General features: G+C 70.9%; 23 protein-coding genes. 8 read left to right on the forward strand and 15 right to left on the reverse strand.

Annotated elements, in window-relative coordinates:
- Positions 1 to 263 precede the first annotated feature (263 nt).
- Positions 264 to 2,021 (forward strand): NAD+ synthase, encoded by a 1,758-nt coding sequence (locus ACX27O_RS27745; RefSeq protein ID WP_210862815.1) that lies wholly within the window; start codon positions 264 to 266, stop codon positions 2,019 to 2,021.
- A gap of 195 nt (positions 2,022 to 2,216) precedes the next feature.
- The gene (gene panB, locus ACX27O_RS27750) at positions 2,217 to 3,062 is read left to right on the forward strand and encodes a 3-methyl-2-oxobutanoate hydroxymethyltransferase (protein ID WP_458940342.1); all 846 of its coding nucleotides are present in this window, start codon (positions 2,217 to 2,219) and stop codon (positions 3,060 to 3,062) included.
- Between the two features lie 52 nt (positions 3,063 to 3,114).
- Here panB and npdG read toward each other — a convergent pair whose 3' ends face one another.
- The 4 genes from npdG to ACX27O_RS27770 form a co-directional block, all read right to left on the reverse strand.
- Positions 3,115 to 3,813, reverse strand: coding sequence for an NADPH-dependent F420 reductase (gene npdG / locus ACX27O_RS27755; protein ID WP_030330123.1), 699 nt, complete (start codon positions 3,811 to 3,813; stop codon positions 3,115 to 3,117).
- Between the two features lie 101 nt (positions 3,814 to 3,914).
- On the reverse strand, positions 3,915 to 5,345 hold the full coding sequence (locus ACX27O_RS27760) for an RNB domain-containing ribonuclease (RefSeq protein WP_458940344.1): 1,431 nt from the start codon (positions 5,343 to 5,345) through the stop codon (positions 3,915 to 3,917).
- Between the two features lie 80 nt (positions 5,346 to 5,425).
- Entirely contained in the window at positions 5,426 to 6,238 is an 813-nt protein-coding gene (locus ACX27O_RS27765) for a hypothetical protein (protein WP_081883751.1), read from the reverse strand.
- Positions 6,239 to 6,321: 83 nt separating this feature from the next.
- Positions 6,322 to 6,525, reverse strand: coding sequence for a hypothetical protein (locus tag ACX27O_RS27770; RefSeq protein WP_030330129.1), 204 nt, complete (start codon positions 6,523 to 6,525; stop codon positions 6,322 to 6,324).
- Positions 6,526 to 6,701: 176 nt separating this feature from the next.
- On the opposite strand from ACX27O_RS27770, the gene ACX27O_RS27775 reads away from it, so the two are divergent.
- Positions 6,702 to 7,199: an NUDIX hydrolase gene (locus ACX27O_RS27775; protein ID WP_030330131.1), complete on the forward strand. Its 498-nt coding sequence runs from the start codon at positions 6,702 to 6,704 to the stop codon at positions 7,197 to 7,199.
- A 3-nt stretch (positions 7,200 to 7,202) separates the two neighbouring features.
- Here the strand turns inward: ACX27O_RS27775 and ACX27O_RS27780 are convergent, their stop codons facing one another.
- The 3 genes from ACX27O_RS27780 to ACX27O_RS27790 are packed head-to-tail and all read right to left on the reverse strand — an operon-like array spanning position 7,203 to position 9,527.
- Positions 7,203 to 8,159 carry a hypothetical protein gene (locus tag ACX27O_RS27780; RefSeq protein WP_245233570.1) on the reverse strand — a complete coding sequence of 319 codons (957 nt, stop codon included), beginning with the start codon at positions 8,157 to 8,159 and terminating at the stop codon, positions 7,203 to 7,205.
- Between the two features lie 31 nt (positions 8,160 to 8,190).
- Positions 8,191 to 9,201 carry a hypothetical protein gene (locus ACX27O_RS27785; RefSeq protein ID WP_210865447.1) on the reverse strand — a complete coding sequence of 337 codons (1,011 nt, stop codon included), beginning with the start codon at positions 9,199 to 9,201 and terminating at the stop codon, positions 8,191 to 8,193.
- On the reverse strand, positions 9,195 to 9,527 hold the full coding sequence (locus ACX27O_RS27790) for a PadR family transcriptional regulator (RefSeq protein ID WP_030330137.1): 333 nt from the start codon (positions 9,525 to 9,527) through the stop codon (positions 9,195 to 9,197). The genes ACX27O_RS27785 and ACX27O_RS27790 overlap by 7 nt, the downstream gene beginning before the upstream one ends.
- Before the next feature lie 165 nt (positions 9,528 to 9,692).
- Between ACX27O_RS27790 and ACX27O_RS27795 the strand changes: the two genes are divergently transcribed.
- Entirely contained in the window at positions 9,693 to 10,283 is a 591-nt protein-coding gene (locus ACX27O_RS27795; RefSeq protein ID WP_081883752.1) for a GrpB family protein, read from the forward strand.
- 142 nt (positions 10,284 to 10,425) lie between these two features.
- On the opposite strand, the gene ACX27O_RS27800 is transcribed toward ACX27O_RS27795, so the two are convergent.
- Positions 10,426 to 11,016: a GNAT family N-acetyltransferase gene (locus tag ACX27O_RS27800; RefSeq protein WP_030330141.1), complete on the reverse strand. Its 591-nt coding sequence runs from the start codon at positions 11,014 to 11,016 to the stop codon at positions 10,426 to 10,428.
- 65 nt (positions 11,017 to 11,081) lie between these two features.
- Between ACX27O_RS27800 and ACX27O_RS27805 the strand changes: the two genes are divergently transcribed.
- Positions 11,082 to 11,966: a transglutaminase domain-containing protein gene (locus ACX27O_RS27805; protein WP_030330143.1), complete on the forward strand. Its 885-nt coding sequence runs from the start codon at positions 11,082 to 11,084 to the stop codon at positions 11,964 to 11,966.
- On the opposite strand, the gene ACX27O_RS27810 is transcribed toward ACX27O_RS27805, so the two are convergent.
- From ACX27O_RS27810 to ACX27O_RS27820, 3 genes are all read right to left on the reverse strand, one after another.
- Positions 11,953 to 12,894 carry a redoxin domain-containing protein gene (locus tag ACX27O_RS27810; RefSeq protein WP_458940346.1) on the reverse strand — a complete coding sequence of 314 codons (942 nt, stop codon included), beginning with the start codon at positions 12,892 to 12,894 and terminating at the stop codon, positions 11,953 to 11,955. The two genes, ACX27O_RS27805 and ACX27O_RS27810, sit on opposite strands and share 14 nt — an antisense overlap.
- The gene (locus ACX27O_RS27815; RefSeq protein ID WP_030330146.1) at positions 12,895 to 14,118 is read right to left on the reverse strand and encodes an epoxide hydrolase family protein; all 1,224 of its coding nucleotides are present in this window, start codon (positions 14,116 to 14,118) and stop codon (positions 12,895 to 12,897) included.
- Positions 14,119 to 14,316: 198 nt separating this feature from the next.
- Positions 14,317 to 15,096 (reverse strand): SDR family oxidoreductase, encoded by a 780-nt coding sequence (locus ACX27O_RS27820; RefSeq protein ID WP_030330148.1) that lies wholly within the window; start codon positions 15,094 to 15,096, stop codon positions 14,317 to 14,319.
- 141 nt (positions 15,097 to 15,237) lie between these two features.
- Here ACX27O_RS27820 and ACX27O_RS27825 point away from each other — a divergent pair, with 141 nt between their 5' ends.
- Entirely contained in the window at positions 15,238 to 15,858 is a 621-nt protein-coding gene (locus ACX27O_RS27825; protein ID WP_210860473.1) for a TetR/AcrR family transcriptional regulator, read from the forward strand.
- Between the two features lie 42 nt (positions 15,859 to 15,900).
- Here the strand turns inward: ACX27O_RS27825 and ACX27O_RS27830 are convergent, their stop codons facing one another.
- Positions 15,901 to 16,749, reverse strand: coding sequence for an SDR family oxidoreductase (locus ACX27O_RS27830; RefSeq protein WP_458940347.1), 849 nt, complete (start codon positions 16,747 to 16,749; stop codon positions 15,901 to 15,903).
- A 132-nt stretch (positions 16,750 to 16,881) separates the two neighbouring features.
- Here ACX27O_RS27830 and ACX27O_RS27835 point away from each other — a divergent pair, with 132 nt between their 5' ends.
- Both ACX27O_RS27835 and ACX27O_RS27840 read left to right on the forward strand, forming a co-directional pair.
- Positions 16,882 to 17,484 carry a TetR/AcrR family transcriptional regulator gene (locus ACX27O_RS27835; RefSeq protein WP_030330154.1) on the forward strand — a complete coding sequence of 201 codons (603 nt, stop codon included), beginning with the start codon at positions 16,882 to 16,884 and terminating at the stop codon, positions 17,482 to 17,484.
- A gap of 55 nt (positions 17,485 to 17,539) precedes the next feature.
- Positions 17,540 to 18,457 (forward strand): expansin EXLX1 family cellulose-binding protein, encoded by a 918-nt coding sequence (locus tag ACX27O_RS27840; RefSeq protein ID WP_458940348.1) that lies wholly within the window; start codon positions 17,540 to 17,542, stop codon positions 18,455 to 18,457.
- Positions 18,458 to 18,508: 51 nt separating this feature from the next.
- Here ACX27O_RS27840 and ACX27O_RS27845 read toward each other — a convergent pair whose 3' ends face one another.
- From ACX27O_RS27845 to ACX27O_RS27855, 3 genes are read right to left on the reverse strand one after another with little or no spacing between them, the layout of a single operon-like run.
- Positions 18,509 to 19,882, reverse strand: coding sequence for a hypothetical protein (locus ACX27O_RS27845; protein ID WP_210865444.1), 1,374 nt, complete (start codon positions 19,880 to 19,882; stop codon positions 18,509 to 18,511).
- A 53-nt stretch (positions 19,883 to 19,935) separates the two neighbouring features.
- Entirely contained in the window at positions 19,936 to 21,132 is a 1,197-nt protein-coding gene (locus tag ACX27O_RS27850) for an RNA polymerase sigma factor (protein WP_030330159.1), read from the reverse strand.
- Complete coding sequence (locus tag ACX27O_RS27855; protein WP_030330161.1) at positions 21,129 to 21,470, reverse strand: YciI family protein; 342 nt, start codon at positions 21,468 to 21,470, stop codon at positions 21,129 to 21,131. Before ACX27O_RS27855 ends, ACX27O_RS27850 begins: the two co-directional genes overlap by 4 nt.
- Positions 21,471 to 21,654 lie beyond the last annotated feature (184 nt).

Below are 21,654 nucleotides of genomic sequence, written 5' to 3' on the forward strand. Positions count from 1 at the left end.
ACTGTTTTGTCCGCCTTGGCCGGGCTGCGCCCGACCTGATCGCCCAGTCTTCCCGGGCCTGGTTACGCAGACGTTACGCGAACTGCCGCCGCCCGTCCCCTCGTGTCCCGCCCGGCGAGCGGGGCCCCGGCCGGACCCGCGACGTCCGCCGCCGGGCGGGCCGGGCTCCTGCCGTCGCGGCCCGGCCGGCCCGTGGCGGCAGGTGGCGGCAATCTCGTCCGAGGGTACGGATTGTCGCCACGAGGCTGGGGCAAGATGAAGGCATGCCCACCCTGCGTCTCGCCCTGTCCCAGGTCAACCCGACCGTCGGAGACATCGCCGGAAACGCCGACCTGGTCCGCAGCTGGACCCGCCAGGCCGCCGATGCCGGTGCCCAACTGGTGCTCTTCCCGGAGATGATGCTCACCGGTTACCCGGTCGAGGACCTGGTCTTCCGGCGGTCCTTCGTCGCCGCGTCCCGGGCCGCCGTGGAGCGGCTGGCCGCCGACCTGGCCGCCGACGGTCTCGGCGAGCTGCCGGTGGTGGTCGGCTACCTGGACGCCGACGGGCCGCCGCAGGTCAGCGGGGACGCCGAGGCGGGCCGGGGTGCCCGTAACGCCGCGGCGCTGCTGCACCGGGGCGTGGTGGCCGCCCGCTACTTCAAGCACCACCTGCCCAACTACGGGGTCTTCGACGAGGACCGGTACTTCGTCTCCGGTGACGAGTTGACCGTGGTGCGGATCGGCGGTGTGGACGTCGCGCTGACCATCTGCGAGGACCTGTGGCAGGCCGGGGGTCCGTTCGCCGCCGCCCGGCGGGCCGGCGTCGGGCTGGTCGTCAACATCAACGGCTCGCCGTACGAGCTGAACAAGGACGACATCCGGTTGCCGCTGGTCCGCCGCCGGGCCGCCGAGGCGGGTGCCGCCATCGCGTACGTCAACATGACCGGCGGCCAGGACGAGCTGGTCTTCGAGGGCGACTCGATGATCGTCACCGCGGACGGTGAGCTGCTGACCCGGGCCCCGCAGTTCGTCGAGCATCTGCTCGTACACGATGTCGAGCTACCGGCCGCCGGCACCGCGCCGACCACCGAGACGGTGGCGGACGGCATGCGGATCGTGCACAGCATCCTGGACGGCGTTCCGCCCCTGCCGGCCGGCCCGGCCGTCACCGGCGGGCTGATCGAGCCGGTGGCCGACGAGGCCGAGGTGTGGCAGGCGCTGGTGCTGGGCCTGCGCGACTACGTCAACAAGAACCGGTTCCCCTCGGTGGTGCTCGGCCTCTCCGGCGGCATCGACTCGGCGGTGGTGGCCGCCCTCGCCGTCGACGCGCTCGGGCCGGACCGGGTGGTCGGGGTGTCGCTGCCCAGCCAGCACTCCTCGGAGCACTCCCGGGAGGACGCCGCCGACCTGGCCAAGCGCACCGGCCTGGACTACCGCGTCGAGCCGATCCAGCCGATGGTCGACGGTTTCCTGGCCAACCTGTCGCTGTCCGGGGTGGCAGTGGAGAACCTGCAGGCCCGGGTCCGTGGCGTGATCCTGATGGCGCTGTCGAACCAGGAGGGCCACCTGGTGCTGACCACCGGCAACAAGAGCGAGCTGGCGGTCGGCTACTCCACCCTGTACGGCGACTCGGTGGGCGGCTTCAACCCGGTCAAGGACGTCTGGAAGACGCTGATCTGGCGGCTTGCCAAGTGGCGGAACATGGACGCGGCGCGGCGCGGCGAGACCGCACCGATTCCGGAGAACTCGATCGGGAAGCCGCCCAGCGCCGAGCTGAGCCCGGGCCAGCTCGACAGCGACAGCCTGCCCGACTACGACGTCCTGGACCCGATCCTGATCGGTTACGTCGACGGCGACCTCGGCCGTGACGGGCTGGTCGAGTCGGGTCACGACCCGGCGATCGTGGACAAGGTGCTGCGGCTGGTGGATACCGCCGAGTACAAGCGACGGCAGTCGGCGCCAGGCACGAAGATCTCCATGAAGGCGTTCGGTCGGGACCGCCGTCTGCCGATCACCAACCGGTGGCGCGAGCACGGCTGAGCCGTACCCCTGGGGGTGCCGGGTCGGTGACGCGGCCCGGCGCCGCCGCACGGTGACCTGGCGGTCACGTCGCCGCCTTCTCGCCCGGCCGGAGTGACATCTTGCACTGGGCCCTGCCGTCAGCCCGTCGCGCGGTGCGACGATCGCGACGGAACCCGGGGACCGCGCAGGCGGCCTCGAGGAAGGGAGACAGAGATGGTGGAGTCCACTCCGAACGAGGTGACCGCGTTGTACGGCGGCCTGGCCACCCGACGGGTCCGCACCCGCGACCTGATGGCCGCCAAGGAGCGCGGCGAGCGGTGGCCGATGCTCACCTCGTACGACCAGTACACGGCGTCGATCTTCGATCAGGCGGGGGTCCCGGTGCTGCTGGTCGGCGACTCGGCAGCGAACAACGTGTTCGGCTACGAGACGACCCTGCCGATCACCGTCGACGAGCTGCTCCCGTTGGTGCGGGCGGTGGTGCGGGCGACCCGGCAGGCGCTGATCGTCGGTGACCTGCCGTTCGGCTCGTACGAGGAGTGCCCGGCCCAGGCGCTGCGGACCGCCGTCCGGTTCATGAAGGAGGGTGGCTGCCACGCGGTGAAGTTGGAGGGTGGCCGCCGTAACGCCGCGCAGATCGCCGCGATCGTCGGGGCCGGCATTCCGGTGATGGCGCACATCGGTTTCACCCCGCAGAGCGAGCACACCCTGGGCGGCTACCGGGTGCAGGGCCGGGGCGACACCGCCGACGAGGTGCTGGCCGACGCGCGGGCGGTGGCGGAGGCGGGCGCGTTCGCTGTGGTGCTGGAGATGGTGCCCGGCGAGGTGGCCAAGCGGATCACCCACGAGCTGCCGATTCCCACAGTGGGCATCGGTGCGGGCCCGGACACCGACGCGCAGGTGCTGGTCTGGCAGGACATGGCCGGGCTGCGGACCGGCAAGGCCCCCCGGTTCGTCAAGCGGTACGCGGACCTGGCCGGCGCGCTCACCGACGCCACCCGCCGGTTCGCCGACGAGGTCCGCGGCGGCGAGTTCCCCGCCGCCGAGCACACCTTCTAGCCAGCGGTGTCGGGGTGTCCCCCGCACGGGTGGGACACCCCGACGCCGAGGCTCAGAGGTCGGTGACGCGGATGCCGGCGTGGGCCTTGTAGCGCTTGTTGATGGCGATCAGGTTGGCGGTGAACGCCTCGATCTGGTGGGCGTTGCGCAACCGGCCGGCGTAGATGCCCCGCATGCCGGGGATCCGGGCGGCGAGCGCGCCGACGATGTCGACCAGCTCACGGTCCTCGGTGCAGATCAGCACGTCCAGATCGATCCGGTCGACCTCGGGGTCGGCCAGCAGCGGTGCGCTGACGTGGTTGAACGCGGCGCAGACCCGGGAGTTGGGCAGCAGCGCGGCGGCCTGCTGCACGGCACTGCCCTCGTCGACCGTCAACGCGTACGGGCCCTGCTTGTCGAAGCCGAGCGGGTTGACGCAGTCGACGACGATCCGGCCGGCGAGCGGCTCGGCGAGGGCGGCGACGGTGGCGGCGTGACCGTCCCACGGCACCGCGATGATCACCACGTCGCTGCGTCGGGCCACCTCGTCGTTGGCGGCACCGGTGACGCTGCCGCTGGCCGGCACCCCGGGCAGGGCGGCGATCTCGGCCGCGGACTCGGCGGCCCGCTCGGCCGACCTCGATCCGATCAGCACCGTCTGACCGGCCCGCGCGAACCGGTAGGCGAGGCCCCGCCCCTGGTCGCCGGTGCCACCGATGATGCCGACCGTCAGCCCGGACACGTCGGGCAGCGTGCTCGCGTCGTATGCCATGGCCTCATCCTCGCAAACCGCCCGGTGGGTCAGCAGCGCCGAGCGTTGTGAGAATCCCCGCTGCCCCGGACTCCCCCGGCGCTCACGAACACCGGCAGCGCTCAGGCCAGCTCGAACAGGACGCTCCGGGCCGCCGGGTCGGCGGTGACCAGCCGGACCCGCACGCGTTCGCCGAGCGGCAGTTGGCCGAGGCAGCGGGCGCGTACCGGCGGGGCGTCCAGCGCGACGGTGCCACCGGGCGGGCGGGGCCGGGACTTGCCGTTGGGCGGGGCGTCGACGTCGAGGACGGCCGCGTCGAAGGTTTCGCCGACCCGGTGTTCCAGCACCGCCGCCTCGGCCAGCTCGACGGCGCCACGAGCGGCCGACGAGGCGATCCGGTCGGTGCTCGCCATCGCCTCGGGCAGCCGGGGCAGGGCGGCGCGGGCCCAGTCGGGCACCGGCTGGCCGGTGTGCAGGGCCAGGCAGACCTCGGTGGCGTACCGGTCGGCAAGCCGCCGCAACGGGGCCGTCACGTGGGCGTACGCGGCTGCCACACCGCCGTGCTCCGGCTGCTCCGGCACTTCCCCGTCGAAGGCGGTGTACGCGGCACCGCGCATCAGCTCGGCCGCCTGGTCGATGAACGCCGCGGCGCGCGGCTGGGCCGGGTCCAGAGCGGCGATGACCTGTCCCGGGCCCACGTCGTCGGGCCAGTGCACGCCCAGCGGGGCGGCGGCGGCCCGGAGCCGCTGCACCGCCTCCGGTTTGGGCGCCGGCATGGTCCGCAGCAGGCCGACCCGGCCGGCCAGCATGATGTCGGCGGCGGCCATCCCGGTCAGCAGGGAGATCTGCGCGTTGTGCTCCTCCATCGGCACCGGCGCGCGCAGCACCAGCCGCCAGCCCTCACCGTCAGGCTCCAGATCCTGCTCGGGCAGCGGCAGGTTGATGGCGCCGCGCCGCAACCCCCGCGCGGTCAGCAGGTCGCCGATCTCCGGCAGCAGGGCGATCGGGTCGGCCAGCCGTCCGGCCTCGGCCGCCGCCTGCACACCTGGGTAGTCGAGTTTGGCGCGACTGCGGACCAGGGCGCGTGCCACCTCGACGGCCACGGTGGCGCCGTCGGCGTCCAGGTCGATGGTCCAGAGCACCGCGGCCCGGTCGACGTCGGGCAGCAGGCTGGCAGCACCCTCGCTGAGGGTGCGCGGGTGCAGCGGCACGTTCCCGTCGGGCAGGTAGATGGTCTGCCCCCGCCGCCAGGTTTCCGCCTCCAACGCCCCACCAGGGGTGACGTGCGCGGCGACGTCGGCGATCGCGTACCGCACCCGGTAGCCGCCACCCGGGCGGCGGGCGAGGTGCATCGCCTGGTCCAGGTCCCGCGAGGTGGCGGGGTCGACGGTGACGAACGGTATGTCGGTGCGGTCGACGGGCGGCTGCGGCGGTGCCGCAGCCGCCTCGTCGGCCTCACGCTGGGCGTCGGCAGGGAAATCCTCGGGCAGGCCGAGTTCCCGGCGCAACGCGCCGAAGTCGATGCGGGGCGCGAGTACGCGTCGGATGACCACGGGTCAATCCTGACAGTGCCACCGGTGATCCGCTTCCGGTGACCGGCCGGGAATTCCACCTGGCAAGAGGTGGTCCGTGCTCAGCCTGTCGCCTTCCGGGCGGCGGAGCGGGCGCCCTTCGGTGCGGTGGCCCGAGCGGCGACCGGCCGGGCCGGCGACTTGCGGGCGGTCACCTTGCGCGCCGGCGCCTTGGCCGCGACGGTCTTCTTCGCCGGGGCCTTCTTCGCCGCCGCCTTGCGGGCGGTGGTCGACGAGGTGCCGGTCGCCTTCGCGGCCGGGGCCTTCTTGGCCGGGGCCTTGCGCGCGCCGCCGCTGGGGCGGGTGGACGCGGTCTTCTTCGCCGCTGTCGTCTTCTTCGCCGCTGTCTTCTTGGCGGCGGACGCCGTGGTCGCGACCTTGCGCGCCGGGGCCTTCGCCGCGGTGGCGGTCTTACGGGCGGGCGCCTTCGCGGCCGTGGTCTTCTTCGCCGCCGAGGCCGTCGTCTTCTTCGCCGCGCTCGCCGTCTTCTTCGTCGCAGCGGTGGTCTTCTTCGCGGCGGTGGTGGTCTTGCGCGCCGCCGACGCCGGAGCGCGCTTGGCGGTGGCGGTCGTCTTGCGGGTGGCGGCAGCGGTCTTCGCCGGCGCCTTCTTGGCCGCGGCGGTGGTCTTGGTCGTGGTCCGCTTCGCCGGTGCCTTCTTCGCGGGGGCCTTCTTCGCCGCCGTGGTGGTTTTCTTGGCCGGCGCGCGGCCTGCCGCACCGGCCGCCTTGCGGGCCGGTGCCTTCGCGGCACCGGCGGTGGACTTGCGCACGGGGGTGGTCCGGCTCGCCGCCGTGTTCCGCTCCGCCGCGGCGGTCTTCTTCGCGGTGGTGCGTCGGGCGGCCGGGCGCTTGGTGGCCTGCTGTGCTTCGGCCATCGTGGTTCCCTCCTCGGGGGACGTGCTCTCGCGTGCGTCCTCGCGGAGCACGAAATGCCTCGGCGCGAGCCGTCCCGCGCCGCCTATCTGTCGTCCCCGGCCCAACGAGCGTCCTCGGCATCCCACGCCTCGTTCCGCTCCTGCACTCGTTGCAGGGCGTTCTCGGCGTCGGCCGCCGAGTCGTACGGCCCGAGAACGTGCTTCGCCGGACACACGTTGGCGTCCGTCTCGACCCGGTGATGTCGGGTGCACCAGTAGAACTGCCCACCACGTTCGCTGTCGCTCATGGGAATCACTGTGCACCGCGAACCGGCCGGCCGCCACCGGATCGCACAAGTCGCCGACGATCTCCACAGTAGATATGCATCGGCTCTGTCGGGCCGAAACGGCGAAACGCGTGGGACTGGAACACCAGAAGATGCGCAGGTGAGCCGCGCGGTGGCGTCGCCTCTATGATCGCCGGATGGCGATTCCGGACTACATCGTGGGCATGCGCAAGCACGTCGGCCACGACCTGCTCTGGCTGCCGAGCGTCAGCGCGGTGGTCCGCAACGACGCCGGTGAGCTGCTGCTCGGACAGCGCGCCGACGACGGGCGCTGGTCGGTGATCAGTGGTTTCGTCGAGCCGGGCGAGCAGCCGGCCACCGCGCTGGTCCGCGAGGTGCGTGAGGAGACGGGGCTGGACGTGGCGCCGGTGCGGATGTCCAGCGCCGTGTCGCACCCGCACACGTACCCGAACGGGGACCGGTGCGAATACCTCAACCTGGGGTTTCTGTGTCGGCTAATGGCCGGCACCGCCCGGGTCAACGACGACGAGTCGCTGGACGTGCGGTGGTTCCCGTTGGACCGGCTGCCCGAACTGGACAAGCACGCCCTGCTGGTCATCGCGTACGCGCTGCGGGAAAACCAGTTGGCCGGTTACCTGGAGCCGGGCACGACGTGGGACGACGTGCCCGACTGAGGTTCACACCGGGGTCGGCGCGAGGGCGACGGGCACGGCGGGCGCGGACCGGGCCGCCCGAATGGTGTACGCGAGCGCGTACGGCATGCAGGCCAGGTAGAACATCGGCTCCAGCAACAGGCGGTCGGTGATCAGGAAGATCTCCCACGACGTGGGGCGGGGCAGGCCGAAGTTCCAGTCGGTCCAGCAGGCGAAGAGCCACAACGGCGCGGAGATCCGGTCGACGCTGTCCGCTGTCATCGCGTCGGCCGCAACGGTGCCAGGCCCCGGAATGGTCTGGATCACGAAGAGGATCACGGCCAGGTCGGCGGCGACGAGCGCGCCGACGAGGCCCACCGACCAGGCGACGCCGACCCGGCCCCGGGCGGCGAGGCTCGCCGCAGCCCAGAGGGCCAGCGTCAGGCCCGCCGACCAGAGCAGCAGACCGGGTACGAAGCTGCCGAGGACACTGCCGTTGATGACGGACATGAGCCCGAGTGCGGCCACACCGACGGGGAGCACCACGCCGAGCGCGATGCGCAGTGGCCCGTGCAGTGCGGTGTGCCGGGCCGACCGTGCCGTGTACTTCGCCAACAGCACCGCGAAGCCGAGGATCAACATCGACCAGAGCGGCAACTGCACCGCGCTCGACCAGCTCACCAGCATCGACAGCCAGTTGTAGACCTGCGCCATGGCCAGCGCGCTGACGACCACGATCGCGGCGCAGGCGAGGGGGGCCAGGAGCAGGGCGGCGGCGGTACGGCGGGCCCGCTGATGCATCAGGCGGCGGTCGAGGAGCGGGGCACCGGCTCGGCTGACGGCGAGGCTCGCCGCGAAGCCGACCATCGTCGTCCGGCGACCGTTCTCGGCGAGCACGTGCAGCTCGGCGGCCCATTCGCGGCGCAGGTCGTCGCGGACGTCGGCCGGCCAGCGGCGCGCGGCCAGCCCCAGCAGCAGCTCGGCGATCCGACGGGTCAGCATGCCGGCGCTCCGGTGGTTGCTCGCGTGGCGTTCACCCGTTCGCCGCTCGGGTGCCCGGGTTGGGCTTTCGGCTCGACGTGGACGTCCAGCCGGTGGCGCTGCGCGTCGCCCCCAGAGCGGCGGGCGCGAACCGGGCCGCCCGGATGGTGTAGGCGAGCGCGTACGGCATGCAGGCCAGGTAGAGCATGGGCTCCACCAGCACCCGGTTGGTGATCAGGAAGATCTCCCACTGGATCGGCCGGGGCAGGCCGAAGTTCCAGTCCGTCCAGCAGGCGAAGAGCCACAGCGGCGCGGAGATCGGGTCGACGCGTTCCCGTGCCTCGATCACCGGACCGGCGCCGATTCCGCCCGGGTAGGTGTCGACGACGGGGAGGATCACCGCGAGGTCGGCGGCGACGAGCGCGCCGAGGACGCCCACCCACCAGGCGGCGCGGAGGCGACCCCGGGCGGCGAGGCTCGCCGCGGCCCAGAGGGCGAGGGTCAGGCCGGCCAACCAGAGCAACAGACCGGGTACGGCGCCGGCCAGGCTCTCGGGACTGGTGACGCGCACGAACAGGATGACGGCCGCGCCGAGCGGGATGACCACGCCGAGCGCTATGCGCAACGGACTGGCGAGGGCGGTGTACCGGGCCCAGCGGGCAGCGAACACCGCCAACACGACCGCCAGCACGATGACGACAGTCGTCCAGATCGGCTTCTGCGCCCGCTCCGCCCAACCTGCCCGGAACATCAACCAGTTGTGGACCGGGAACATCACCAACGCACCGACGGCCACGATCCCGACGCAGGCGATCGGGGACAGCAGTAACGCGGCGACAGTGCGGCCGGTTCGACCACGCATCAGGGTGCGGTCGACGAGCGGGGCACCGGCACGACTGACGGCGAGGCTCGCCGCGAAGCCGACCATCGTCGTCCAACGACCAGTCTCGGCGAGCACGTGCAGCTCGGCGGCCCATTCGCGGCGCAGGTCGTCGCGGACCTCGGCCGGCCAGCGCCGGGCGGCCAACTCCAGCAGCAGCTCGGCGGCCCGGCGGGTCACCACGCTGGCGCCCCGGTGGGTTCGGTGACGCCCCAGGACGGACGACCGTCGGGGATCGCGGCCCGCAGCTCGGCGAGCGTCCGTCGGGCCTGCGCCACGCCTTCGGCGGTCAGCCGGTAGTAGCGGCGAGCCGGTCGGCCGGCCGTGGCGGGGTCGATCGCCTCCCAGTCGGAGGCCAGCCAGCCGGCCCCCTGCAGCCGGTGCAGCACCGGGTAGAGGGTGCCGCTGGGCAGGCCGGTCAGTCGCATCAGGTCCAGCCCGTAGTGCTGCTCGTCGGGCTCGGCGAGCAGCGCCGCGAGCACCTTCGCGACCGGAATCGTGATCCGCATCCGACCACTGTATCGGAACTCTACATAGGGTGGGAGCACCTTCTCCGCGCGTCGGTCGGGTGGGGCCGCATCGATCGTCGTGGCGTCGCCGCCGCACCGCGCGGTCGGCTGGCGGCGCGGCGGTCACGTAGTCTGGCGGACTTTGCTTCTTCCGAGGAGGTTGACGTGGCCGAGTACCCGCAGGACGTCGTGCAGCGCTTCCACGCCACCCCCGAACAAGTCGACGCCGGCCTGGTCGGCGAGCCGCCCCGGACCTGGGCGTCCATCGTCATCGAGGAGTACGACCCGGCCTGGGCGCAGCGATTCGCCGCCGTCCGCACGTCGATCGTCGAAGCGCTGGGCGACGTGGCCCTCGGTGTGGAACACGTGGGGTCCACGGCGGTGCCGGGGCTGGCGGCCAAACCGATCATCGACGTCGACCTCACCGTCGAGGACACCGCGACGGAGCCTGCCTATCTCCCCGCGCTGGAGCGGCTCGGGTACCGGCTCGTCCTGCGCGAGCCCTGGTGGCACGGGCATCGGATGCTCGTCGGCCCGGCCGAGGACGTCAACCTGCATGTCTGGCCGCAGGGCGCGCCCGAGCCGGTCCGGCACCGGCTCTTCCGCGACTGGCTGCGCTCGCATCCGGACGACCGGGAGCGGTACGCCGAGACCAAGCGCCGCCTCGCGCGCGACACGGCGCACCGGCCCCGCGACTACAGCCTGGCGAAGAACGACGTGATCGACGAGATCTACGCCCGCGTCTTCGCCGCCTGACGACCTCGTGTCGCCGCCGTCCACGCGCAGATCTTGGACAGTTTCCGTTACTAGCCAACGGAAACTGTCCAAGATCGGGCGGTGGGCCGCGGGTGCGGACCGCCAGCCGACGGTCCGGGGTTGATCCCCCAACCGTGACGTTTCAGCGCGGCGGCTGCTGCATGATCCAGGTGGGCACCGGCTCGGACAGGGAGCCCACCACCTCCCAGCCGGCCCGGCGGTACAGCTCGACGTTGCCCGGGTTGCTGGTCTCCAGGATCGCCGGCAGGCCGTCGGCGGCGGCACGAGCCAGCCCGGCCCGCATGACGGCCCGACCCCAACCGCGTCCGGCGCTGTCGGGGTGGGTGCCCAGGACACCGAGATACCAGAACGGGTACGTCGGCAGGGCGTCGTGCACGGTGTCGTCGTAGCCCTGCACCCGGGCCAGCACATCGGCCGGGTAGGGATCTTCCTTCGGCGACCCGGACACGACGGCCGGCACGATGCCCGGCTGCTCGGCCGCCGGCGGCTCCCAGATGGCGGCGGACGCGCCGGCACCGATCGTCCAGATCGACGACCAGTGCACCCGCTTGTCGAAGAGGTTCCCGAAGAAGATGGCGGCGTAGCGCGGGTAGGTCTCCTCGTCCGGGAACAGGAACCGCAGCACGGGGTCCTTGACGAACGCGGCGACCAGCGAACCGACCACCGCGTCGCGGTCGGCTGGGGTGGCGATGGTGATCTCGGGCGTTGTCACAGCAGTCGACACTAGCCGGAAATGCGCCTTGACCCTGACACGGTGGCGGGCCGAAGACTGCCGCCATGAACCTCGATGACTACCGAAACCACTCCCCCTACAGCGCTCCCGGCCGGCACGGCGGGCTCCTCGACGCCGTGGCGACCGACATCCCCACCGTGGCGGCGACCGTCCGCAACGTGATCGTCCACTACCGGGCCGGCGGCGTGGAGCTGCCCGACGACCGGCTGGAGGAGGTGAACCACCGTTGGATGGACCGCATCCTCGACACCGACCAGTCCCGTTTTCCCCTGCCGCTCACGAGCGGGCGCCCGGCAGCCGAACGGGTGGCCGGCTGCTGCCGGGACCACACACTGCTGTCGGTCGCGATCCTGCGCCAGCACGGCATTCCCAGCCGCAGCCGGGTCGGCTTCGCCTCCTACTTCACGCCCGGCTGGCATCACGATCACGTCCTGGTCGAGTACTGGAACGGCCACCGCTGGGTCTGGGCGGACCCGGAGCTCGACCCGGCTGGCGACTGGCGGTTCGACGGCTACGACATCGATCCGGGGGCGGGTCTCTTCGATTCGGCGGCGCGGGTGTGGTCGGCGTACCGGGCGGGGGCGACCGATCCCGACGTCTACGGCGTGGCTCCCGACCTGCCGGTCCACGGCGCCTGGTTCATTTACAACTACGTCATGCACGAGCTGGCCCATCGGCAGAAGGATGAGCTGCTGCTGTGGGACAGCTTCGGCGCGATGACCGACGACCTCGCCGACGCCGACCTCACGCTCGCCGACGAGATCGCCGCGCTGCTGCTCCAGGCGGACGACGGCGACGAGGCCGCGGAGAAGGCGCTGGCCGACCGGTACGCCACCGACAGCCGGCTGCGTCCCGGCGCTCGGGTGCGCAGCTTCTCGCCGGTCTCCGGCACGGTGAGCACCGTCGAGCTGCGCGTCAGCCGAAGGTGAAGGCGTACGCCTCGGCCCCGGGCTCGCCGAACGTGATCTCCAGGGTCCGTTCGCGGATCGCGTCGTCCTGGCGGACGAGCTGGTAGAGGCGGCCGTCCTGGAGGACGCCGTTGCCGTCGGCGTCGACGTCGACGCCGTGCGACGGGCCGGGAGCAGCGCCGTCGAGCAGCACCCGGAACGGGATCGACCGTCCCGCCCCGGGGGCGAGCACGAGATGCGCGTCGCGGGAGTGGAACCGGACGGCGACGCCGCCGCCGGCCCGGTCGAGCGCGACGTTCTCCGAACCGATCGTCCACTCCCCCGCCAGGGCCCACTGATTGAGGTCGAGGCTCTGCGGCACCTGGTATTCGCGGCGTTCGTCCAGCGCCGGCTCGTTCGGCGACGCGAAGTGTTCACCGCGACTGAAACCGAGGTACGTCTCGGGCGTGCGCAGGTTGGCCCAGTCGGCCTCCGCCTCCGGGCCGACCCCCTCGACGGGTACGGGTGCGCGCTCGATGCCGAGCAGTTGTTGGAGCACCCGCTCGGACTGCTCGTAGCGTCCCTCGCCGAAGTGGTCGTCGCGGATGACGCCGTCGGTGTCCACGAAGTAGAGCGCCGGCCAGTAGTGGTTGCCGAAGGCACGCCAGATCACGTAGTCGTTGTCGACCGCCACCGGGTAGTCGATGGACCGGGCAGCGACCGCCCGCCGCACCCAGTCGACGTCGTGCTCGAAGCCGAACTCGGGCGTGTGCACCCCGACGACGACAAGCCCGTCGTCGCGGTAGGCCTGTGACCAGGCGCGCACGTACGGCTCCTGGCGCAGCCAGTTGATGCAGGTCAGCGTCCAGAAGTTGACCAGGACGACGCGTCCGCCCAGGTCGGCGGGGCCGAGTGGCTCGGAGTTGAGCCACTCGGCCGCCCCGTTGAACGGGGGCAGGTGCACGGCCATCTAGCGCAGCGACCGGAAGGCGGTGCGAAGCTCTTCGGAGAAGATCTTCGGCTGTTCCCAGGCCGCGAAGTGCCCGCCCACGTCGAGCTTGTTGTAGTAGATGAGGTTGGAGTACGCCTGCTCGGCCCAACTCTGCGGCGCCTCGTACAGCTCGTCGGGGAAGACGCTCACGGCGACCGGGATTTTCACGCCCTTGGCGGCGAAGAACGACAGCTTGTTCTCCGCGTACAGCCGAGCCGAGGAGACCCCGGTGTTCGTCAACCAGTAGAGCGAAATGTTGTCGAGGAGGTCCTCCGGCGTGATGCCTCGGGGCTGCCCGGCGACGGACTCGGAAATGAGCTTCAGGCTGGCGGCGTCATGGTCGAGCATGTAGGTCGCCAAGGCGACGGGCGAGTCAGCCAAACCGGTCAGCGTCTGCGCGCGTCCCATCTCAAGGGCGTAGCTGGAATGCTTCCAGAAGAAGTCCGCCTGCTCACAGGCGCGCCTCTCATCGTCGGAGAGGTTGGACGGGAGCGAGGCGAGGGGATTGTTAGCACCAGTGATACCGGACTGGAGCATCGCATCGATGTCGGGCGGATACACACCCGGCATGTTGGTGTGAATGCCGATCAGTTCCGGAGGTGCCTGCACCCCCATCAGATCCGTGATGAGCGCACCCCAGTCGCCACCCTGCGCCACGAATCGCGTGTAGCCCAGGCGTTTCATCAACTCGATCCAGGCGGTGGCGATGTGTTGCGGGTCCCAGCCGGGCATGCTCGGCTTGCCGGAAAAGCCGTAACCAGGCATCGACGGGATCACCAGATGGAAGGCATCCGAGGCGCTCGCGCCGTGCTCGGTGGGATTGGTGAGCGGGTCGATGATCTTCATCTGTTCGATCACCGAGCCCGGCCACCCGTGCGTGACGATGAGCGGTAGGGCGTCCTCATGCTTCGAACGGATGTGGAGGAAGTGGATGTCGAGGCCGTCGATCTCGGTCATGAACTGTGGTAGGGCGTTCAGCCTCGCCTCGACCTTGCGCCAGTCGTACTCTTTTTCCCAGTAACGCGCGAGGGCCTGCATTGTGGCAAGCTGCACTCCCTGCGACTGGTCGTCCACCGTTTCCTTGTCCGGCCAGCGGGTGGCTTTGATGCGCCTTTTCAGGTCGTCAAGGTCGGCCTGGGGAATGTCGACCGAGAACGGCCGGATCTCCGTGGTGCCCGGACGAGTCTTGGTTTTGACAGCCATGCGTTTTTCCTCTCCGTCTAGGTTTGCGCCTCGCGAGGAGAAAGCATCGGGTGCAGGCTCTGCCCGGACTCAGGTGCCAATGAATGGGCACGCCGCCGCCATATCTCGGAGCCTAGTGTCGGCCGACCGCCATGGTCGGTGAAGTCGACACTTGCTCAACTGCCTTCCGGACGCCGGTCGACACAGCGGACAGCGACCTCATGCGGTCTCGGCCTGGAGGGCGGGGCCGAGGAGGAGTCCGCCGTCGATGACGTACTCCGAGCCCGTGATGAACGACGCGTCCGATGAGGTGAGGAACAGGAGAAGTCGGCTGACATCGGTCGGCTCCCCGAGCCGGGGGATCGCGAACGGCTCGGGTGAGTAGAAGTCGGCGATTGCCGCGACTGCGCCAGCTGCTGGTTCGTGGATGAAGGGGGTCGATATCACGCCGGGGTGGATGGTGTTCACCCGGATGTGGTCGCGGCCGAGTTCGAGTGCCGCCGTTTGGGTGAGGCCTCGCACGGCCCACTTACTGGCGACGTACGGCGCGTAGTGAGCCGTGCCGCCCAGGCCCATTGTCGAGCCGATGGTGACGATGGCTCCCCCTCCCGCCCGGCGCAGCGCGGGGGCCGCGACCTTGATGCCGAGGAAGGTCCCGGTGAGATTGATGTCGAGGATGCGCGACCACGTGGCCTGCTCGGTGTTGTCGATCGTCGCCGGCGGATTCTGCACGCCGGCGTTGTTGACGAGCACGTTCAGGGCGCCGAAGGCGCTCTCGGCGGCCAGCACAGCGGCGGACCACGAGCTCTCGTCGGTGACGTCGAGGCGGGCGAAACGAGCGCGGGTTCCCAGCTCGTCGGCGAGAGCGGCGCCGCGCTCGGCGTCGATGCCGCCGATCACCACGTTCGCTCCCTCGGCGTGAAAGGCGCGCACGTGGCTCGCGCCCTGGCCGCCGGTTCCACCGGTGACGAGCACGGTCTGGTTGTCGAAGCGGGGCATCAGATGCTCCTTCGGTACGGGGGTGGATGACCGTCGTGGTGATGACCGGGCGGCCAGTGGTGAGCCGGTCGACTCACCACTGGCCTGACACTAGGTGGACGGCAGAGGCGAGTCAAGCCACTCACCTCGTATGCTCGGCCCATGAGCAGGGCCTTGACCACGTATCACCAGCGCGTCGCCCAGGAGAAGCGGGCGCTGATCGTGACGGCCGCGACCGCGCTGTTTCTCGAGTTGGGCTACGACCGGACGTCGCTGGCGCGGATCGCCGAGCGCTCAGGAGTTTCGCGGGCCACCCTGTTCAAGCAGTTTCCGACCAAGGCCGCGCTGTTCGACGCCATCGTGACCGAGTCCTGGTCGACGGCCGACGAGGAGGACCCTCCGCCCACGGGCAACGTCGTTGCCGGGCTGAGCATCATCGGCCGCCGTTACGCCGCGCTGCTGGGCCGCGCCCAGATGACCGACCTGTTCAGGATCGTCATCGCCGAACTGCCGCGGTTCCCCGAGCTGGCCCATGCGCAGTTCTCGCGCGGGAAGATGCCCTACTTCGAGTCCGTCCGCAGCTACCTCCTGGCTGAGCACGAGGCGGGAACGGTGCGGGTCGAGGACGCCGAACTCGCGGCCACCCAGTTCCTGGGCATGATCTCCAACTACGTCTTCTGGCCGACGCTGCTGGTGCCGGGCTGGGAGGTGAGCGCCGAACGCACCGCCCAGGTGGTCGACGAGGCCGTCCGCACCACCGCCGCCCGATACGCCACGACGTGACCACCGACGTCCGCGCACGGCACCGACGCCCGGCAGGACCGGTCACGGGCGCTCGACGGCTTTTTCGGCGGCGCGACTGACCTGCTCCCAACCCGCCCAGGTGTCCATCCGCCGGCGGGAGATGTCGAACGCCAGGTCGTACACCATGCTGCCGAGCAGGAGCCGCAGCGGCGGGTCGTTGCTGTCGACCAGCCGCAGCAGCGCCTCGGCGGCCAGCCGGGGTTCGCTGTCGATCGAGCCTTCCGCCCACTGGCGTTCCATCTCGGCACGCAGTGGTGCGTAGGCGTCCATCGGAGTGGTGGCGCGCACGCTGGTGTAGAGGTCGGTCCAGTAGCCGCCCGGCTGCACGATGCTGACGGTGACGTCGAAGGCCGCCGCCTCCATCGCCAGCGCCTCACTCATCCCTTCCAGGGCGAACTTGCTCGCGCTGTACAGGCCGGTGCTGGGGAAACCGCCGAGCGCGGCGATGCTGGAGACCTGCACGATGTGGCCGGACCGCTGGGCGCGCAGGTGCGGCAGCACTGCCTGGCTGACCCAGAGCGCGCCGAAGAGGTTGACCTCGAACTGGGCGCGCGCCTCGGCCTCGGTGAACTCCTCGATCATGCCCATGGACAGGGTGCCGGCGTTGTTGACGACGATGTCGAGCCGGCCGAAGTGCTCGACGGCGGTGCCCACGGCCGCGATCACGGCCGCGCGGTCGGTGACGTCGAGGGTCAGGGCCAGCAGCCGGTCGGCGTACTTCTCGTCGAAGTCGCGGTGCGCGATGGTCCGGGCGGCGGCGACCACCCGGTCACCGCGGTCGAGCGCGGCGTCGGCGAAGGCGCGGCCCAGGCCGCGGCTGGCGCCGGTGATGAACCAGGTACGGGGGGCGGCGTCGGAGGGGGTGCGCATGCGAAGCCTCTTTCCTCTTGACGAGACGAGACAAGACGAGACGGTTCGTCTCGTTACGACTGAAGGCTAGACCCACCCCGACACCACGTCAAGACGAGACGGTCCGTCTCGTCGTTGCTATCGTGGTGCCCCATGACGCCCAACACCGCCCGCCGGCGCGAGACCTCGCGGCGCGCCATCCTCACCGCGGCCTTCGACCTGCTTCAGGAGACGGGGTACGCGAAGCTCAGCATCGAGGGCATCGCCGCGCGGGCCGGCGTCGGCAAACAGACCATCTACCGCTGGTGGCCGTCGAAGGGCGCTGTCATCTTCGACGCCTTCCTCATGCTCAGCGAGGCCACCGAGGGTGGGCCGCCGACGCTGCCGGACACCGGCGACCTGGCGGCGGACCTGACAGTGGTGCTGCGCGCGACGGTCGAGGAGATGAACGACCCCCGCTTCGAGCAACCGATGCGGGCGCTGGCCACCGAGATCGCGCTCGACCCCGAGCTGGCCGCGGCGTACGCCGAACGGTTGGACGGGCCGTTGAAGGAGGCCAAGCGGCAGCGCCTGCGCAGCGCCCAGCAGGCGGGCCAGATCGCCGACGACGTCGACCTCGACGTGGCGGTGGACCTGATCTGGGGGCCGCTGCTCAGTCGCTGGCTGCACCGCAGCGGCCCGCTCACCGCCGAGTACGCCGACCTCGTCGTCAGCACCGCCCTCAACGGATTGCGCCCCCGCCGATCCGACGAGTGACGATCGGTGGGACGACTTTGCGCTGCCGCAGCGTGGTGCGGCAACATCAGGCGCCGTGACGGTACCAGGCACGGCCCCCGACGACGACCTCCCGGCCCGCACGCCCCGGGTGAGTCGGCGGGTCAGACACTGGTTGGCCGGTGCCGGGGTGGCCACCCTGGCCGCCGTCCTCGGCATCACCCTCGCCGTACGCGGCGGCGCCACCCCGGCCTGCGCCGCGCCGCCGACCGGCAACGCCGTCCACAAGGGCAAGGCCAGCTTCTACGACGCGGGCCGCTCGGGTGGCAACTGCTCCTTCCCGGGCCCTCCGGCGGACCGGCTCTACGTGGCTCTCGGCGCAGCCCAGTACTCCGGATCGGCGGCCTGCGGCAGCTACCTGCAGGTGAGTGGTCCGAAGGGCACGGTCCGGGTCATGGTGATGGACCAGTGCGGCGGCTGCGGACCCAGCAAGATCGACCTTTCCACCGAGGCGTTCACCAGGATCGCCGACCGGTCGCAGGGCATCGCGCCCGTCACGTACCGGGCGGTGGTGAACCCTTCGCTCGACGGTGGGCTCACCTTCCGGATGAAGGGCGGCGCTTCGCGGTACTGGTTCGCGGTGCAGGTCGGCAACCACGGCAACCCACTGCGCTCGGTCGAGGCGAAGGGGCCGGGTGGCGGCTTCCGCAAGGCCGTCCGCCAGAGCGACAACCACTGGACCATCGAGGGCGGGATCGGCCCCGGGCCGTACAGCATCAGGGTGACCGACGTGTACGGACGCCAGGCGACCGCGACCACCATCCGGATGGTCACCAAGCAGGTGCAGCGCAGCACGGCCACCCTCGCCAGCGCCTCCCCCACACCCGGCAACTCCCCCGCGGCCCCGCCGACCCCCAGCGCCGCGCCTTCGCCGACAGCGACGGAATCGGCAGCGCCGACGGCGACAGTCGAGGCGCTCGCCGGCGCCGCCGGACTCGACGCCCCTCGCTGCTGACCGACCTGCCGAACACCGTCGTCAATCCTTGCGGGGCACGCAGGATCCGCCTCAGCGGAACACCCGCGCGACAATCGTCAGTAGCGCCGCACCGAACACCAGTACGCGGTACACCGCGTACACGATCCAGACGCCGAGCATGCCAACGGCGGTGACGATCAGGGCGGGCCCCACGAAGGCCGCTTCCTCCACCACCCAGCCGCCCGCGATCACCACCGTGACCACGACGCCGAGCAGCACGACGGCGCGTCCCACCCCCTTCGACGCCTGCCACAGGGCTGTCGCGTGGGCCCGAGCGGGCCGGGCGCCCGCCGGGGGCACGGTGGGCGACGACGGTGCCCGCGCCGCCAATTCGTCGAGTTGCCGGCCCGCGGCGCGGTCCCGTTCGTCGGCGGAACGACGCAGCACCGCCTCCAGCGCGCGCAGGTCGTCCCGGTCACGGAGCAGCCCGGTACGTGGATCACCGAGGAGCAGCAGCGGAACCAGGGGTTCCTCGTCCGTCGAGCGAGCGAGCAGCCACGCATCGCCGAAGCCGTTCAGCTGACCCGGTCGCAACACCGTGACGATCCCGGAGAGCAGGCTGATCCGCGGCGATGCCGGAGCGGAACCGATCACCAGGTCAGCGCCGTCGATCATCGCTTCGGTGTCGATCAGGTCTCGGCAACTCTCGGTGAGACGCCGAACGACTGTGGTGACGATGCCGACCACCACCAGGGACACGACCAGCACGATGGCGCCGAGCAGCTCGTTGCGTTGTGTCGCCACGACGACGAGCACCAGCGCCGGGACGAGGACGACCAGGTACCAGCCGACGAACAGCACGGCCCGGCGTCGGTCCAGCCACCGGTTGAGCCGGGCACGCTCGGGCTGGTCCGGAAAGCGCCGCAGGGGAACCCCGTCGGCCGGCGGGACCAGTTGTCGGCTCAGCTGCTGGAAGCGCTCACCCGCCAGCACCGCCAGGTCCCGCGTGAACTCGTCCTCGTCGTAGGCCACCTCAGCGAGTTCGAACAGCTCGATGGCCGGCCGGCCGTCCACCGGGCTCTTCTCGGGCAGCGGGACACCCAGGCTCACCCCGGCCGCCGGCACCAGGAGCAGGCGCGGGCCCCGCAGCAGGTGCCGGCCGGCGGTCGCGGGTGGGTCGGCGAGCACGACCGCGTCGACCTCGTCCCACCGCAACTGGCGGTTGAGCTTCGATGTCCGCACCGACAAGCCTTGCGGATCGACATCGACGCGGAACGGCAACACCGCGTCCCGCACCAGCCGGCCACCTGTCGCCAGGCCGAACGCCACGGCCGCCGCGCTCAGGAACAGGCCGACCCAGGCGACGTCCAGCATCGCGTACGCGATCCCGACAGCGCCGGTGAGCAACAGCATCCCGAACAGCAGGAGGACGAGACGGTCGAAGTACGGCTGCCGTACCTTCACCAGCTCATCGTTGAGCACGAGGTCAAGCCCTCGCCACGAACGGCGAGGTGAGCTCAGGCCCAGTTGAGGCGGTGGCGCAGGAGCGAACGTTCGGCCGGGTTGGTGGCCAGGGCGAGGGCGCGTTCGTCGGCGGTGCGTGCCTGGGTGGTGTCGCCGAGGTCGCGGAGCAGTTCGGCTCGGGTGGCGTGGAACAGGTGGTAGTCGTTCAGTTCACCGGCCAGGGCGTCGACTTCGGTGAGCGCGATTGACGGCCCGCTGACGTAGCGCAGGGCGATCGCCCGGTGCAGCCGAGTGACAGGTGATGGTGCCAGGCGCAGCAGCATGTCGTAGAGCACCGCGATCTGGGTCCAGTCGGTCTCCTCCCACCGGCCGGCCTCCGCGTGGCAGGCGACGATGGCCGCTTGAAGCTGGTACGGGCCCGGTCTTTTCCGCGCTGCTGCCTGGGCCACCAGCCGGCCAGCGGCGGCGATCGACCGGTGGTCCCAGAGAGCTCGGTCTTGGTGCTGAAGCTGGACGATCTCGTGGTCCCGGTCGAAGCGGGCGCTGGCCCGGGCCCGGTGCAGCCGGATGAGCGCGAGCAGACCCGCGACCTCTGGTTCGGTGGGCATGAGCTGATGCAGCAGGGCTGCGAGGAACTCGGCGTCGTCAGCCAGGTCGCGGGATTGGGCCCGGTCGCCGCCAGTGGACAGGTACCCCTCGTTGAAGAGCAGATAGATCACCGCGAGGACCTCGATGAGCCGCGAGCCGAGATCGTCTTCCGACGGGATCCGGTACGGGATGGCCGCGTCGCTGATCTTCCGTTTGGCGCGGGTGATGCGCTGCCCTACGGTGCTCTCCGGAACGAGAAACGCTCGGGCGATCTGCGCGGTGCTCAGACCGCACACCACCCGAAGGGTGAGGGCGACCTGGGCGGCCCGAGGCAACGCCGGATGGCAGCAGGTGAAGATCAACCGAAGTCGGTCGTCCGGTGGTGGCTCGACCGGCCACGCCACCAGCGCGAGCTTGCGTCGGTGACGCTGGTCGCGGCGGATCTGGTCCAGACCACGGCGGCGGGCCACTGTGTACATCCAGGCAGCTGGCCGCTCAGGAATGCCCTCGACCGGCCAATGGGTCAGCGCGGCCTCGATGGCGTCCTGGACGAGGTCCTCCGCGGCGCTGAAATCACCGACCAGATGCACCAGGGACGCGGCGAGCTGGCCCGCGTGATCGCGGACCACGCGGGCCAGTTCGGCGTGTGTCGGTTTGCTCATCCGGCGATGGGACGGATCTCCACCACCGGGCAGGCCGGCCAGGACCTGGCGATCCGCAGCGCCTCGTCAAGGTCGGCCACCTCGATTTCGGCGTAGCCACTGATGATCTCTTTGCCCTCCACGAACGGACCATCGCAAACCAGCGGCTCGCCTCGGTCCAGCCGCAGCGTGGTGGCGGTGTCCGACGGCATCAGGTAGGCGTGATGAGTGATGGTGTCGTGGTGGTCGGCGAACCACTGCTGCACGCGGGCGTAGGCCCGGTTGCGCTCGGGTTCGTCCATGGCGGCCAGGTCGGCGGCGAACTGTGGTGTGTCGACGAACATCAGCACGTACTTCATCGTTCCTCCAGCAGCGGTCTACGGGACGAGGCGGGTGAAGCGCCTCCACCAACCAGACGACCAGCGAGGGCCCCCATCCGACAACCAGCCGAACCTGTTCCCGGGTACCTGTCAACGACCGGGCGCGGCACTGCGGTGACCACACCCCGTTCCGGCGGCGGTCGACCTCCGGCGTCAGGAACGC

Source organism: Micromonospora sp. SD19, from assembly GCF_054462275.1.